Here is a 13,463-nt window from a genome sequence, read left to right on the forward strand (position 1 = left end):
GGGTGCAGTCGAACTGGCTGGTCAGCGGGGCAGGTGGGGCAAGGGCGTTGGGCATGGGGCCTCCGATTCGAAGTGGAAGCCCATTGATGGGAGCTGAAGCTAACTTTAGGTCAAGGGCCAGATCAGCGGGATCAGCGCCGAGGCCAGCAGACCGATGGTGAGGTTGAGCGGGATGCCCACCTTCATGAAATCGGTGAAGCGGTAGCCGCCCGGGCCGTAGACCAGCATGTTGGTCTGGTAGCCGATCGGGGTTGCGAAGCTGGCCGAGGCCGCGACCATCACGGCAATCACCAGCGGGCGGGCATCGTAGCCCAGCGCGGTGGCCAGCCCGATGGCGATTGGCGTGACGACAACGGCCACCGCGTTGTTGGAAACAAGCTCGGTGAGCACAGAGGTCAGCAGGTAGATCGCCCAGACGATGAAGAAGGGCGGCAGGGTTTCCAGCGCGGGGGCAATGGCGTTGACGATGAGGGTGACCGCGCCGCTCTCTTCCAGCGCGGCCCCGACCGCGAGCATCGAGAAGATCAGCGCCAGCAGACGGCCATCGACAAAGGAGAAGGCCTCGTCGGCGTCGATGCAGCGGGTGCCGAAGACCAGTGCCACCGCGAAAATGGAGAGCGCCAGAATGGGAGCCACCCCGAAGGCGGCGAGGCCGACGATACCGAGCAGCGCGATAACGGCGATGGGCGCCTTCTGGCGGCGAAAGGCCCGACCCGTGGGCGCGGCCACATCCACGAGGTCCATGTCGGCAGCGAGGCGCTGAATATCGGCGGGCGACCCCTCCAGCAGAAGCGTGTCGCCAACGCGCACCACGAGGTCATCAAGCTGGCGGCCGATGTTCTGGTTCCGGCGGTGCACGGCCAGCGGATAGACACCGTAGCGCCGCCGCAGGCGCAGGGTGCCGAGGCTGCGGCCTACCATCCGGGCGCCGGGGGTGATGAGCACCTCAACCGTGGTGGTCTCGACCGACGACAGCTTGTCGACCATCCGGACCTGCTTGCTTTCCTGCAGGCTCAGCAGCTCCGACATCTGGCTGCGCAGCACCACCCTGTCGCCCGCTTCCAGCACAACCTCGCCCATGTTCCGCCTGAGCGAGGCATCGCCGCGCAGCACGTCGATGAGCCGCACGCCCTCGCGCTTGAAGGCATCCACTTCGCCCGGCTTCTGCCCGATCAGCGGGCTGTCTTCGGGCAGGGCGACCTCGGTGAAAAACTTGCGCCGCGCAGAGTCGCCGCCCGAGAGCAGGTTGGCCATGCTCGCGCGGTCGGGCAGGATGCGCGGCGCAAAGAAGCGCAGGTAGAGCATGCCATAGACCACGAGGATCACCGCCAGCGGCGTGACCTCGAAGATGCCGAAAGGCTCCAGCCCGTTGGCCCGCGCAACGCCGTCCACCAGCAGGTTGGTGGAGGTGCCGATGAGGGTGAGCGTGCCGCCGAGGATGGCGGCGTAGCTGAGCGGGATCAGCAGTTTCGAGGCTGAAACGTTCATCGTGCGGGCCAGTTGTACAAAGACCGGGATCATCACCACCACCACCGGGGTGTTGCTGACGAAGGCGGAGGCCACTACCACGAAGGCGATCATCGCCCCCACCGCCAGCGCGGGCCGGGTGGCTGCGTTGCGGTCGGCCACTTGTGTGAACCAGTCGAGCGCACCTGTCCGCACCAGCGCCCCCATGACAAGGAACATCGCGGCAATCGTCCAGGGCGCCGGGTTGGAGAGCACCTCGCGCGCCTCGGCATAGGGCAGAACGCCCGAAACCAGCAGCACGGCCACGCCGAGAATAGCCACAACCTCCGGCGGAAAGCTCTCTCGGATGAAGAGGATGAACATCGCGCCCACAACCGCCAGTGCAAAGACGGCGTCCCATGGCGCGGCGAGGGTGATCAGGTCCATCTAGGTGCAATCTTGCCCATATCGGAGAGGCAGTTTAGCGGCCCGATGGGCCGTGGCAAGCGGCGAGTGCGCGGCTGGCCGCTGCACGCGCGGGGCTTGACCGGGGCGCAGCACCGCGCGAGCGTTCGGCCATGGCCCGCCGCGCCGACATCCTCTACCGCCCGGAGCTGTTTGCCACCCGGCTCACCTTCATGGTGCACCGCCCGCGCAGCGCTTCGGGCGGGCGTTGCCAGTGGTTCGAAGCCGTGGCCCACGATCCGCCCCGCCCGCGCCCTGCAAGACCGGGTCAGCGCGCGGTCTGGCGGGTGGAGGACGGCGGGGCGGAGTATGTCTTCACCTCCGCTGCCGAGCTGGATCACTTCATCGACATCTGGGGCCGACGGCTGCTGCCCACACCCCGGCAGCTGGCGCAGGCGCGTGGGATGGCGGCGGTCAACGGGGTATGGCTGTCGCGCATGGCAAAGCCCCGCTGGCCCCGGCGGCTGGCCCTGCTGCGCTGGATCGCCCGCAATGATGCGCCCTTCCGCCGCCTCATGGCCGAGCTGGAGCCCTGAGCCGCGACAACCCGCCCCGCGCCCGGCGCCGCGCTGGTGCTATGTTTCGCCCATGACCCGCGTGGCCGATCTTCCGCCTGCCTTGCGCGACAGGCTCGGCGAAAGCCTCATCGTCTTCGATGGCGACTGTGTGCTCTGCACCGGCTTCTTCCGCTTCATGCACCGCCGCGACCGGTCAGGGCGCTTCCGTTTCGCAACGGCGCAATCGCCGCTGGGGCAGGCGCTCTACGCCGCGCTGGGGATGCCGATGGATGACTTCGAGACCAACCTTGTAATAACCGACGGGCGCGTTCACACCCATCTCGATGCCTTCGCTGCCGCGATGCGTGCGCTCGGCTGGCCGTGGCGTGCACTAAGCATCGCCCGCTCTCTGCCAGGCTTCGTCAAACGCCCGCTCTACCGCCTGATCGCCCGCAACCGGTTTCGCCTCTTCGGGCGGCGGGCCGAATGTTACCTGCCCACGCCCGAGCTGCGCGCGCGCTTCATCGACACGCCATGACCTCGCCTCTCGCCGCGCGCTTCGCAGACCGCCGCCGCCCCGGCTTGACCGGCGCGTAGGGCTCGCGGAGACTGGCCGCGTTGAGCCAACGCCATTTTGCCCCAGAGACCCGCGCCATGCCCCGTGCCGCCATCCTCCTGCCCCTCCTCCTCGGCACCCCCGCCATGGCCGAATGCATCACCCGCGCCGAGGCCTTCCTGATGTGCAAGACCCATGGCGGCGCGAAGGAGCTTCGCGGCTGCTGGGGGCCGGGCGATGCGGGCTACCAGTTTGGTCCCGAGGGCGGGGTGCCGGAGCTTTCCCTCTCGGTGCCCTTGGCCGAGCTGGAGTATATCCCCTGGGCCGGGGTGGGCAGTTCGATCTGGGAAGAGGTCAACTTCCACAACGGCGATGTGCAATATTCGCTCTGGCACCGGGTGGACCGAACCCCTGAGGGCGACCCGCCCTCCGCCGGTGTCACCGTGACCCGGGCTGACGAAACGCTGGCAGACCTCGAGTGCGTGCCGGGCACGCTCCACGCAAACTTCGAGGGCCTCGCCGAAGCCAAGGCCGCGATCGGCCAGTGCTGGCGCGATTTCAGCTGGCAGCCCTGTACTGCGCCTTGAGCCGCGCCGGGGTCCGGGCGACCGGGCCGGCGCGCGCGGCAGAATGGCATCGCATTGGCAGGAACCCTTGCCAGCGGCGCAACTCGCCGTGATCGGCCCTGTGCGGCGCCGGGCAGTTGGGGTATCATGTAGAGAACGAGTGAAAGGACAGCCCATGCGACGCCTCGCAGTTCTCGCCCTGTGTCTTGCCACGCCCGCGACCGCTGGCAGCTGGATGGCACCCAACGGCCACCGCGTGGACGGTGGCCCCCAAGCCATCGTGGTGCACCCGATGGCAGGGGCGGGCAGCCCCGGCATCTTCTGTGCCGCGGCCACCTATGCGCTGGCCCGGCTGGGTGCGGCCCCATCTGATACGGTGGTGGTCACCGCCCCGCGCAGCGGCCGCATCTTCGGCCCCGGGGGCGAAACCGTGGGCTTCCGGCTCGATCCGGCAGCCGCGCCCGATCATGGCCTGTTTCTCAAGGTATCGCGGCAGGGGGAGGCCCTCTCTGTTGCCCACGCGCGCTCGCTCTGTGGCGACGATATCGACGGCTGAGGCCCCTCGGCAGGCCGATCATCCCTTCATTGGGGCGGAACTTCTGCGCGTCACGGGGTGTTTCTCCTGCGACATGAAACATATAGCACCCCTCCTCATCGCCCTCGCGGCGCCCTTTGCAGGCCCTGCCGCCGCGAGCCCTTTCATCGACTATCCCGACGATCCGGGCATGCCGACCGAAGACGTCGTCGAGATCGTCGTCGAACCGGAAGACCTCTCGCGTTGCGAGGCCACCCTGGCCATGGTCACTGGCGCCCCCGCTGCCGCACCGGTGGCCCTGGCGCCCACCCCCGTCGCCCATGATGCAGAGCCTGACCCGGTTCTGCCGGTTGCCATTTGCGTGACCGAGCCGCGCCCGCGCCCCGTGCCGGGCTCCTGACGCCGGTTATCCCGCCCTGACACCGGCAACGAGGCTCGCCTGAAGCCCGCGCCTTGCGTTGGCGACCTCTGCCACGGCACCCCGCCCCGCGCGCCGGGCGATCCCTTCGGTCTCATTGCGGCGATCTCGCGCGCCGCGCCCGGCATAGGCCGCGACCTTCTCATAAACCTGGTCCGAAACCGCCTCCGGAAAGAAGATCTGCGAGGTCAGCTGCGTACGATTGCCGAGCAGCACCTTGTAATGCACATGCACCGCGCGGCCCGGATACCATCCCGGATAGATCGTCGCAAACCGCGCCACGCCATCCGCACCGGTGATCTGGGAGCCGCGCAAAAAGGTCTCGCCCGCCGTGTTCTCGCGTGCATAGCCCGAATATCGCCCCGCAGCGTCGCAATGCCAGATATCCACCCGCGCGCCCGCAATCGGCGAGCAGCCGGCGTCCACCACCTGCAGGGCCAGATCAAGTGGCAGTCCCGGCAGGCCCTCCGTTACATCGCGCCGCTCCAGCTTCGGGTCGATGTAATAGGGGCCTTCCGTGGTTTCCCGCTGCACCATGCAGACATTGCCGGTGATGAGCCCGCCCTCCTGTGCCAACGCGCGCCGTGTGGCGAGCGCCGACAGCGGCAGGGCGGCTAGCGTGGCGAGCAGGTGGCGGCGGTTCACGGCGGTCATGTCTGTCTCCTCGGGATACCTGGTCTGTTCACTATCTAACGCGCTCTTCAGCGATTTCCGCCGTCGGCTTGCAAGCGGGCGGCCCGCCGCGCATCCTGCGCGGATGCAGACCACCTTCACCATCGCCACGCGCGGCGCGGGCCTGACCATGTTCACCACCGAAGTCTCCCGCTGGCTGGAAGGTGCGGGTGACGGGCTGCTGACGCTGATGGTGCGCCACACCTCCTGCTCGCTGCTGATCCAGGAAAACGCCGATCCCGACGTGCGCGTGGACCTCGCCGAGTTCTTCCACCGCCTCGTGCCACCCGCCGACGACTACTCGATGGCCTACCTCACCCATGTGATCGAAGGCCCCGATGATATGCCCGCCCACATCAAGGCCGCGCTGCTGCCCGTGTCCCTGCAAATTCCGGTTCAGTCGGGGCGGATGCGGCTGGGCACATGGCAGGGGATCTACCTCTTCGAGCATCGCTCTGCGCCGCACCACCGCAAGGTCGCCGCGCATTTTTCCAAAGGTTAACGCCCGCGCCGCGCTGCACTGCGGAATGCATGGAATGTGCATCGGATGTGCATGGGTTGTGACGTGGTTAACACGGTTTGATGCTGCGTTCGCACGGCAGCATATGGGGGCTCCACGTTTGGGCTACCCAAACCCTAGGGGCTCGCCTATAGTGCCTGTGGATAAATGGGGAGCATAACCCCAGAGAGGCAGAGAAGAAGGGGACAGGAATGCGCTGCCCGTTTTGCGGAAATGTCGATACACAGGTGAAAGACAGTCGGCCCGCGGAGGACCATGTTGCCATTCGGCGGCGGCGGTTCTGCCCGGCCTGCGGTGGTCGTTTCACCACCTATGAGCGCGTGCAACTGCGTGATCTTATTGTGATAAAATCCAGCGGGCGGCGTGAGGACTTCGATCGCGACAAGCTGGAGCGCTCGATCCGCATCGCCTTGCAGAAACGCCCGATTGACCCGGAGCGGGTCGATCAGATGATCTCGGGTATCGTGCGCCGGCTTGAAAGCATGGGCGAGACCGACATCGACAGCAAGATCATCGGTGAGATCGTCATGGAGAGCCTGGCCCGGATCGACACCGTTGCCTACGTGCGGTTTGCCAGCGTTTACAAGAACTTCCAGGCCGCCGATGACTTCGACCGCTTCGTATCGGAGCTGCGCCCGCCGGTCATGCCGGGCGATCCCGAGGAGTGAGCCGAGAGGCGGATGAAAGCTGGATGGCGCGCGCCCTGAGCTTGGGCGCGCGTGGTTTGGGGCAGGTATGGCCCAATCCGGCAGTAGGCTGTATTCTCGTGAAGGATCATAGGGTTGTGGGCCGTGGTTGGACTCAGCCCGGCGGTCGCCCCCATGCTGAAGTCATGGCTCTGGCGCAGGCCGCGAGCGCCGCACAGGGCGCCACCGCCTATGTCACGCTTGAGCCCTGCGCCCACCACGGCAAAACCCCGCCCTGCGCAGAGGCCTTGGTGAAAGCCGGCGTCGCCCGGGTCGTCACCGCGCTGGAAGACCCGGATCCGCGTACCGCTGGCCGGGGCCACGCGCGGCTTCGGGAAGCTGGAATTGCCATTGAGACCAACGTGTTGCAGGCAAAGGCGGAGCGCGCTCACGCGGGCTTCCTGTCGCGCGTCCGCCAAGGGCGCCCGTCGCTGACACTCAAGCTCGCCAGCTCCTTCGATGGCCGCATCGCCACCGCTTCGGGCGAAAGCAAGTGGATCACAGGCCCCGCCGCGCGCCAAGCGGTGCAGGGGCTGCGGGCCGGCCACGATGCGGTGCTTGTCGGCGCCGGAACCGCCCGCGCTGACGATCCGGCGTTAACCCTTCGCGGCTATGGTGACCATCGCCCGCCGGTGCGTGTGGTGGTGTCGCGCAGGCTGGATGTTCCTACCGATGGAATCCTTGCCCGCACAGCGCGCGACGTGCCGCTCTGGCTTTGCCATGGTGAAGATGCGCCAGAGGCCCGCAAGGGGGCATGGCGCGCACTCGGGGCGGAGCTGATCGAAGTGCCGCCGGGCCGCGACAGGCATCCCGACCCGGTGGCCATGCTGCGGCTGCTCGGCGCGCGCGGGTTGACGCGGGTACTCTGCGAGGGCGGCGGCATGCTGGCCGCTTCCCTGCTCGGCGCGGGCCTCGCAGACAGGTTGGTGGGCTTCACCGCAGGTGTGATGCTCGGCGCCGAGGGCCAGCCCTCCATCGGCCCTCTCGGGCTGGCTGCGCTGGCAGAGGCGCCGCGCTATACGCTTGAAAAAGAACGGAAAATCGGCGCGGATTTGATGGCGACCTGGGTGCGCTGCACCTCAGCCTCCTAGCGCCATAGGTGGGCATAGCTGGCGAACCAGCCCTGCAACTTGGCAATCAGCCTGTTGCCTGCGCCCGGGCCGGGAAGCGGGCCATGTTCCAGCCGGTCCAGCACCACTTCAACGGGGCAGGGCGTGCCCGTGACCGGATCAAAATAGCGTGGATAGTCGATCAGCACCGCCTGAACCAGCGCCTCCAGCGAGGGCCGCGCCTCGCGCCGCGCGGGCACTTGCCCCTTGTCGGTTGTCAGGCCCCAGCCTGCGTAGAAGGGGGCGCCGAGCGTGGTGACCTTGACGCCCCGCAGCAGCGCCTCGAAGCCGAGGCCGGAGGTCATCGTCCAGACTTCGTCCACGCGTTCGATCAATGCGGCCGGGTCGGTGTGGGTCAGTACGAGGTCGGCCAGTTTTTCGGGCCTGGCAACCTTGCCCTCCCGCAGCCCCGCCTCGACGTCGGGATGTGGTTTGTAGAGGATCAAGGCTTCAGGGTTGAACGCGCGCACCTCCTCCAACAGCTTGAGATTGGTGGATATTCCAGAGGTGCCGAGGCGGATGGATGCGTCATCCTCCACCTGGCCCGGCACGAGGATCCGGTGGCCGCTGGGCAGGTCGGGCAGGTCGTGGCTGCCAAGGTTGTACTTGCTGAGACCGCTGGATCTCAGCCGGGAAATGAGCGCGGCGGCCCGCGGGTGTTCATCGCGTTGTGCGGCCTGAGCGACAAGGTATTCGAGCCGCGAGGGCGTGGCGGGATCGTAGTAAATGCCCAGATCATCGCGCACGAGACTGAGGGGCGGCACCAGATCGGCCCCGAGTCCGCGCGACCGCAAGAAGCCATCCTCGATGCGGATGAGCGGCACATGCGCCCGCGCCGTTTCCGCCTCCAGCGCCTCGTCGACCCGCCCGGCCCAGGCAAGCACAGGCGCGCCGATGGCTTTTGCCCGAGCTGTGGCCTCGGCAGGTTTGTCATTGAAGATCAATGGTTTTTCAGCCCCAAAGACCCGCTGCAGTGGTTTTCGTTTCCACAGGCGCATGCCATAGGCCACGCCTCCCGCGCGGTCTTCGCGCCAGGCCCGGCTGCGCGCGGCCAGACCATCCATGACCTCCTCCATTGTCGCCAGCCGATCGCGCCAGGGATCATACCAGGTGGGGTAGAGGATCATCGCGGCGGCAAAGAGCTGGGCCCGGGTGAGCTTGCGCTCTCGTCGAGGGCAGGGGGCTTCGTCCTGCGTCAGGCCCCACCCGCCGTAAAAGGGCTGGCCGAAGACCCGCGGCTTGTGGCCTGCAAGAATGGCTTCGAACCCCATGCCTGAGGACACGGTATAAACAGCCACCGCCCCTTCGAGCAGGGCCCATGGAGAAACCGGGGTGGTGAAAAGCTCGGTGCGGCCATCGTGGTCGTTTGGCCCGAAATGCCCCGCCCGTGCGCCGCTCTGGCTTTCAGGATGGGTCTTGATGAGGATGCGGGCGCCGGGATGTTCGATTTGTGCAAAGGCAAGCATTTCCCGGAAGGTCGCCTCCGAAGCGTTTCCATGGGTGATGGAAGCGTCACCGCGGGTCTGGTCAATGACCAGAACGTATCCCGGGTTGGGCACGTCAACTTCGGGGGTGAAGGCATTGTATTTACTCAGGTGATCGCGCTTCATTTGCGCAATTGCCCTGCGCGCCCGCGCCATCAGCGCCGCATCGTCCAGCGGGTGAGTTGCCAGAAGGGTTTCGAGATCAGACGGGTGACGGCAGTCAAAATGGACCCCATGTTGATCAATCAATAGCCCCACGGGTGGCTCACCCCCGGCGCGACCGGGGTGGATCGAGCGAAGGAAGGCGTCTTCGATGCGTACAAGTGCCGCGCCACTTCGGGCGGCCATGGCCTCGCCCCGGGTGGCATAGGGCGAGCGCCCCCAGACGCCGATGCGGTCTTCCGCCCCTGCGAGCCCGAGACGCACATCCCAGCCCGCAAGCTCGAGAATGCGCCGCACCCGTTTCTGAAAGACAAAGCCGCCCGAGTAAACGAAAAGCCGCCGGGGCGCATCGGCTCCGGCGGCTGCAATCTCGTTTGGCTCGGGCGCCATTCCGGCCCCGTCAGTTGCCGGTGGCGGAGGCCAGGGTGTTGGCGGTGCCCGCGGTGCCAGTGAGGGCCGAGAGCGTCTTCTGCCACTGCACGTAGGGGGCCTCGGTGACATAGACGGTATCTTCGTCGCGGATCACGAAGTCTCGCGCCTCGAACATGCCGTTCGGCTCTGTCAGGTCGAGCACGTAGACCATGCGTTGTGTGCCCACCAGATCGCTCCGGCCCAGAACCTGTTTCGCGATTTCCTCGGGCTCGTTGCGGAACACGAAGACGCCGGTCGGGTCTGCCAGGTTGGTGTTGAGGCCGCCCACCTGGGCAATCGCCTCGATGGCCGAGAGCGTCTGCGAGGTGAAGGGAATGCGGTTTTGCGCGCCGGTGGCCCCGAGTGCGGTGAAGGCGCGGGTGTCTTCCTCAACGAGGATCCGGTCGCCGTCGCGCAGGGCGATGTCGAAGCGCGGGTTCTTGAAGAGGTCTTCCCACCAGATGGTGCATTTGTGTTTGCCCCGGATCACCGTGATCTGGGCCACTTCCTGTTCGATGGCGATGCCGCCCGCCGCGGCCAGCATGGCCGAGAGGGTGCGGGTGGGCCGCTCGATCGGGTAGACGCCCTGGGCCGACACGCCGCCCACGACCGAGACGGTCGCGCCATCGCCGGCAAGGCGGCGCACAAGCACCTGCGGATCGGGGGTTTGGGTGTCGAGCTTCTCGGTAATCAGCTGGCGGATGCGCTCGGGCGTGTTGCCGGCGGCCCTGATGCGCCCGGCGTAGGGCACGAAGATGAAGCCGGCGGCATCCACCTGGACCTCTTCGAGTACAGTGGCGTTCTGGCCTTCACCGGCGAGAAGGCCATCATCGACGTTTTCCCAGATCGTGAGGCCCAGCGTATCGCCCGGGCGGATGGTGTCGGAGCCCACGCGCCCGGCGTTCAGGAAGGCTTGGGAGAAGCCCAGAACAGGGGTCACGGAGGTTGCGGTGGTGACGCGCTTGTTGACGGCGACGATGAAGGCATCCCCCTCTTTCAGCACCGACCCCGCGAAAATTTCGCGCTTGTTCGGCCCCACACGCGGCAGGCCGCAGGAGGCGAGGAGGGCAACCATTGCCAAAGCGGCAGCGGCTCGCCCCAAGGGAGAGGATTTCAGTTTCACTGCTCGGGCTCCTTTACGGATTTCTGCCTCAAGTTTTGCGGCCAACCTACGGAAAGGACGTGTCAAAAGAAAGCTGGCAGAGCGGCGCGGCCGGCGGATGGCGGAGGGTGTGTTGCCCATGTGCCGCGATCAGGGTCGCGGTTGCCGAGAGGAAATTCTGCAAGGAATCCCGGACATTTGGCAGATATAGTGGAGGCGACGGGGACAGGCCCCCACCGGCTGTGTCAGGTGACAAGTCTGAGCTGAAGTCTTGGACCGGCCTTGCCCTGGGCAAGCGCATCGTAGGGATCTTCGGGGGCCAACATCATGTCGACCACCTGTCGCAAGAGCTGCCTTCGCCCGCGCGCCGAGTAGAAGCCCCCGGCGATCTGCGAGGTCTCGAGCAGGAAGCTCCGGTAGTCCCGGTAGGCCTTGCTGTCGGGACGGGTCGGAGACGAGAAGAACTCGGGCAGCGGCTGAACCGAAACGAACTCGGGCTTGGCGTAAACGGCATCGCCGAAGACTTTCAGCGGCAGTCCGCGCCAGAGCACCTGCTGTGCGGCGGTGGAGTTGACCGTGACGGCGCTTCGAGCGTGGTTGAGCAGTTGCGCCAGCTTGCCGCCGCGCACGTAATGCACCCTGCCTTTCACCCCATGCGTCCGCGCAAGCCGTCGTATCTCGCGGCGGATCGGCACGCGGCCGTCCTCCAGCGGGTGGGCCTTGAAGACGAGGTGGTGGTGCCGTGGCGCGCCCTGGGCGAAGCCCTCTATGGTGACGGAGAGGAACTCCGTCATCGTCGAAAAGGGCGAGTGCTCCTGGAAGCTGGCATCATGCTCCAGTTGCAGGATCGCGAGGTGATAGGGGAAGCCGCCGTGCTTGATCCGGAAGGTGGCCTGCACCCGGTCGGCCCAGAACACGGGCATCAGCATCAGCCGCTTGAGGTAGAGGCCGAACTCCTGCGCCACGGTCAGTGCGCGATGCGGGCGAAAGTTGCGGTAGGGCCGGTTCCAGAGCAGCACGAAGTAGTGGTAGAGGAAGCCGTAGAAGATGTGGTGGCGCATGTCGCCCCACTTGGCGGGGGCATCGGGCAGGTCGATATCCGACATCGCCAGCGCGGCCCGCATGTCTTCGATCGAGAAGCCCATTAGCCGGGAGTGGCCGTTGGAGCCGCCGCGCTCGTAACTCACCCAGTACGGGCGCAGGTAGCCTTCTTCGAAGACATGCACGGTGATCGCCCTTTCCTTGGCGATGCGGACGGCCTCGGCATGGATGCCCCGTGTGTCGCCGTAAAGCGCGATGTCGGTGATGCCCTTTTCCTCGCAGAGTGCGGCGAAGCGGGCTGGCCACTCTTCCTGCGTGCCGCGAAAGGGGATGTAGCTGCGTGTGTTGAACCAGAAGGCCTCGTCACCCTTGTTGAACCCCACGCGCCAGACCTCGCAGCCTGCGGCGCGCAGCATCTTTCCGAGCCGGTGAAAGAACGGCCCGTGCGGCCCCTGCAAAAACAGGAACCGGCGTTGGTCTGCGGCAAGGGCGCTCATGTTGGCGCGATCTCCTCAGGTCTTGCTTGTGGCCTAACCCATTCCTGCGGCAAGATTAAGGCTGAAACGACCGGTCGGGACCGGCATAGAGGCAAAGGATTGAGGCATGTTTACCGGGATCGTCACCGACATCGGGCGCGTGGAAAAGGTCGAGATGCGCGGCGACATGCGGGCGCGGATCGGCACCGCCTATGATACGGGTGGCATCGACATCGGGGCGAGCATTGCCTGCGATGGGGTCTGCCTGACAGTGGTGGCGCTGGGGGATGATTGGTTCGAGGTGGATGTTTCGGCGGAAACGCTGTCGAAAACCTCGATCCCGGCCAACGGCTGGCCGGTGGGTAAGCGGCTCAACCTCGAGCGGGCGCTGAAGGTGGGCGACGAGCTGGGCGGGCATATCGTGTCGGGCCATGTTGATGGCGTGGCCGAGGTCGTGGGGATGCGCGACGAGGGAGACAGTCTGCGGCTGACCTTCCGCGCGCCCAACGCCTTGGCGAAGTTCATCGCGCCCAAGGGCTCGGTCGCGCTCAATGGTACTTCGCTCACGGTGAACGAGGTGGACGGCGCCCAGTTTGGCATCAACCTCATTCCGCACACGCAAGAGGTGACGACCTGGGCCGATGTAAAGCAGGGTGACGAGGTGAACCTCGAGGTTGACACCATGGCCCGTTACGTGGCGCGGTTGCAGGAAGCGGGCTGATGGCGGAGCGGCCGATCCATGGCCCCGGGCACAACGGCGGGCCGACGATGGAGCCGGGCGGCGGCTGGCGCAATTATGCCTGGAAGCGGGCGCGCGCCGATTTGCTGCCCAACCTGCCGTTGCCGGTGATCCAGCGCCGCCTGAAACGGGCCACCGAGCTGGGGCTGGACTTCAAAACCTATGCGCGCGTGCACCATTCTGCCGGGCGCGATATCGTGGCGATCCTGTTTTCCAACAACGCGCTGCGGATGATCCGGGCCGGGCAGGGCCTGCCAGAGGCCCGCGCCGAAAAGCTGCGCGGATTGCAAAACTGCGGGGCGGGACTGCTGTCGCACCCGCCGCAAGACCCGCGTGCGCTTGCCGCCAGTATCGAGGCCGAACACGCCATCCGCCTGACGCCGGCCGGGGTCGCGCCGCCGCTCAGCGAGACGTGGGGCGAGACCCGCGCACGCCTGCGGGCCCTGCTGAATGATGCGGGTTATCTGCCCGGCGCCGTTGTGCTGGTGGGCGACACGGCGCTGGAAGCAGATTGGGCCGCGACCGCCGCCCTCGCGGGCCATGTCGCAGCAGACAGGTATTTCAGCCCCTGAGCGGCC

15 protein-coding genes are annotated in these 13,463 nt (G+C 66.6%); 10 read left to right on the top strand and 5 right to left on the bottom strand.

Going from position 1 to position 13,463, the window contains the following annotated elements; translation table 11 throughout:
• Positions 1-105: 105 nt before the first annotated feature.
• Positions 106-1,893 (bottom strand): SLC13 family permease, encoded by a 1,788-nt coding sequence (locus DYI42_RS13585; protein ID WP_213546532.1) that lies wholly within the window; start codon positions 1,891-1,893, stop codon positions 106-108.
• A gap of 131 nt (positions 1,894-2,024) precedes the next feature.
• On the opposite strand from DYI42_RS13585, the gene DYI42_RS13590 reads away from it, so the two are divergent.
• From DYI42_RS13590 to DYI42_RS13610, 5 genes are all read left to right on the top strand, one after another.
• The gene (locus DYI42_RS13590) at positions 2,025-2,447 is read left to right on the top strand and encodes a hypothetical protein (RefSeq protein WP_213546533.1); all 423 of its coding nucleotides are present in this window, start codon (positions 2,025-2,027) and stop codon (positions 2,445-2,447) included.
• Between the two features lie 52 nt (positions 2,448-2,499).
• Positions 2,500-2,946 carry a thiol-disulfide oxidoreductase DCC family protein gene (locus DYI42_RS13595; RefSeq protein ID WP_213546534.1) on the top strand — a complete coding sequence of 149 codons (447 nt, stop codon included), beginning with the start codon at positions 2,500-2,502 and terminating at the stop codon, positions 2,944-2,946.
• Between the two features lie 116 nt (positions 2,947-3,062).
• Positions 3,063-3,551, top strand: coding sequence for a hypothetical protein (locus tag DYI42_RS13600; protein ID WP_213546535.1), 489 nt, complete (start codon positions 3,063-3,065; stop codon positions 3,549-3,551).
• Between the two features lie 154 nt (positions 3,552-3,705).
• Positions 3,706-4,086: a hypothetical protein gene (locus tag DYI42_RS13605; RefSeq protein ID WP_213546536.1), complete on the top strand. Its 381-nt coding sequence runs from the start codon at positions 3,706-3,708 to the stop codon at positions 4,084-4,086.
• Positions 4,087-4,159: 73 nt separating this feature from the next.
• Positions 4,160-4,465: a hypothetical protein gene (locus DYI42_RS13610; protein WP_213546537.1), complete on the top strand. Its 306-nt coding sequence runs from the start codon at positions 4,160-4,162 to the stop codon at positions 4,463-4,465.
• A gap of 6 nt (positions 4,466-4,471) precedes the next feature.
• Here DYI42_RS13610 and DYI42_RS13615 read toward each other — a convergent pair whose 3' ends face one another.
• Positions 4,472-5,137, bottom strand: a complete 666-nt coding sequence (locus DYI42_RS13615) for an intradiol ring-cleavage dioxygenase (protein WP_213546538.1) — start codon at positions 5,135-5,137, stop codon at positions 4,472-4,474.
• Positions 5,138-5,240: 103 nt separating this feature from the next.
• Here DYI42_RS13615 and DYI42_RS13620 point away from each other — a divergent pair, with 103 nt between their 5' ends.
• The 3 genes from DYI42_RS13620 (at position 5,241) to ribD (ending at position 7,452) form a co-directional block, all read left to right on the top strand.
• Positions 5,241-5,657, top strand: coding sequence for a secondary thiamine-phosphate synthase enzyme YjbQ (locus tag DYI42_RS13620; protein ID WP_213546539.1), 417 nt, complete (start codon positions 5,241-5,243; stop codon positions 5,655-5,657).
• Positions 5,658-5,866: 209 nt separating this feature from the next.
• Positions 5,867-6,343, top strand: coding sequence for a transcriptional regulator NrdR (gene nrdR / locus DYI42_RS13625; RefSeq protein WP_213546540.1), 477 nt, complete (start codon positions 5,867-5,869; stop codon positions 6,341-6,343).
• Complete coding sequence (ribD, locus tag DYI42_RS13630; RefSeq protein WP_342344663.1) at positions 6,340-7,452, top strand: bifunctional diaminohydroxyphosphoribosylaminopyrimidine deaminase/5-amino-6-(5-phosphoribosylamino)uracil reductase RibD; 1,113 nt, start codon at positions 6,340-6,342, stop codon at positions 7,450-7,452. The genes nrdR and ribD overlap by 4 nt, the downstream gene beginning before the upstream one ends.
• Here the strand turns inward: ribD and DYI42_RS13635 are convergent.
• From DYI42_RS13635 to DYI42_RS13645, 3 genes are all read right to left on the bottom strand, one after another.
• The gene (locus tag DYI42_RS13635) at positions 7,449-9,506 is read right to left on the bottom strand and encodes a capsular polysaccharide biosynthesis protein (protein ID WP_213546541.1); all 2,058 of its coding nucleotides are present in this window, start codon (positions 9,504-9,506) and stop codon (positions 7,449-7,451) included. The genes ribD and DYI42_RS13635 overlap by 4 nt on opposite strands.
• A 10-nt stretch (positions 9,507-9,516) precedes the next feature.
• Positions 9,517-10,602: a polysaccharide biosynthesis/export family protein gene (locus tag DYI42_RS13640; RefSeq protein WP_244867916.1), complete on the bottom strand. Its 1,086-nt coding sequence runs from the start codon at positions 10,600-10,602 to the stop codon at positions 9,517-9,519.
• Between the two features lie 272 nt (positions 10,603-10,874).
• A complete protein-coding gene (locus DYI42_RS13645) occupies positions 10,875-12,167 on the bottom strand; it encodes a capsule biosynthesis protein (protein WP_213546543.1) in 1,293 nt (430 codons plus the stop codon).
• A gap of 106 nt (positions 12,168-12,273) precedes the next feature.
• Here DYI42_RS13645 and DYI42_RS13650 point away from each other — a divergent pair, with 106 nt between their 5' ends.
• Positions 12,274-12,867 (top strand): riboflavin synthase, encoded by a 594-nt coding sequence (locus tag DYI42_RS13650; RefSeq protein ID WP_213546544.1) that lies wholly within the window; start codon positions 12,274-12,276, stop codon positions 12,865-12,867.
• Complete coding sequence (locus DYI42_RS13655) at positions 12,867-13,457, top strand: hypothetical protein (protein WP_213546545.1); 591 nt, start codon at positions 12,867-12,869, stop codon at positions 13,455-13,457. The genes DYI42_RS13650 and DYI42_RS13655 overlap by 1 nt, the downstream gene beginning before the upstream one ends.
• Positions 13,458-13,463 lie beyond the last annotated feature (6 nt).

It is taken from the genome of Vannielia litorea (assembly GCF_018424695.1).
GTDB classification, from domain to species: domain Bacteria; phylum Pseudomonadota; class Alphaproteobacteria; order Rhodobacterales; family Rhodobacteraceae; genus Vannielia; species Vannielia litorea_A.

Coding starts and splice junctions, on each gene's coding strand:
- DYI42_RS13590 (WP_213546533.1), top strand. CDS start 2,025: ATGGCCCGCCGCGCCGACATCCTCTACCGCCCGGAGCTGTTTGCCACC.
- DYI42_RS13585 (WP_213546532.1), bottom strand. CDS start 1,893: ATGGACCTGATCACCCTCGCCGCGCCATGGGACGCCGTCTTTGCACTG.
- DYI42_RS13655 (WP_213546545.1), top strand. CDS start 12,867: ATGGCGGAGCGGCCGATCCATGGCCCCGGGCACAACGGCGGGCCGACG.
- DYI42_RS13610 (WP_213546537.1), top strand. CDS start 4,160: ATGAAACATATAGCACCCCTCCTCATCGCCCTCGCGGCGCCCTTTGCA.
- DYI42_RS13620 (WP_213546539.1), top strand. CDS start 5,241: ATGCAGACCACCTTCACCATCGCCACGCGCGGCGCGGGCCTGACCATG.
- DYI42_RS13605 (WP_213546536.1), top strand. CDS start 3,706: ATGCGACGCCTCGCAGTTCTCGCCCTGTGTCTTGCCACGCCCGCGACC.
- DYI42_RS13640 (WP_244867916.1), bottom strand. CDS start 10,602: ATGGTTGCCCTCCTCGCCTCCTGCGGCCTGCCGCGTGTGGGGCCGAAC.
- DYI42_RS13595 (WP_213546534.1), top strand. CDS start 2,500: ATGACCCGCGTGGCCGATCTTCCGCCTGCCTTGCGCGACAGGCTCGGC.
- DYI42_RS13635 (WP_213546541.1), bottom strand. CDS start 9,506: ATGGCGCCCGAGCCAAACGAGATTGCAGCCGCCGGAGCCGATGCGCCC.
- DYI42_RS13600 (WP_213546535.1), top strand. CDS start 3,063: ATGCCCCGTGCCGCCATCCTCCTGCCCCTCCTCCTCGGCACCCCCGCC.
- nrdR (WP_213546540.1), top strand. CDS start 5,867: ATGCGCTGCCCGTTTTGCGGAAATGTCGATACACAGGTGAAAGACAGT.
- DYI42_RS13645 (WP_213546543.1), bottom strand. CDS start 12,167: ATGAGCGCCCTTGCCGCAGACCAACGCCGGTTCCTGTTTTTGCAGGGG.
- DYI42_RS13650 (WP_213546544.1), top strand. CDS start 12,274: ATGTTTACCGGGATCGTCACCGACATCGGGCGCGTGGAAAAGGTCGAG.
- DYI42_RS13615 (WP_213546538.1), bottom strand. CDS start 5,137: ATGACCGCCGTGAACCGCCGCCACCTGCTCGCCACGCTAGCCGCCCTG.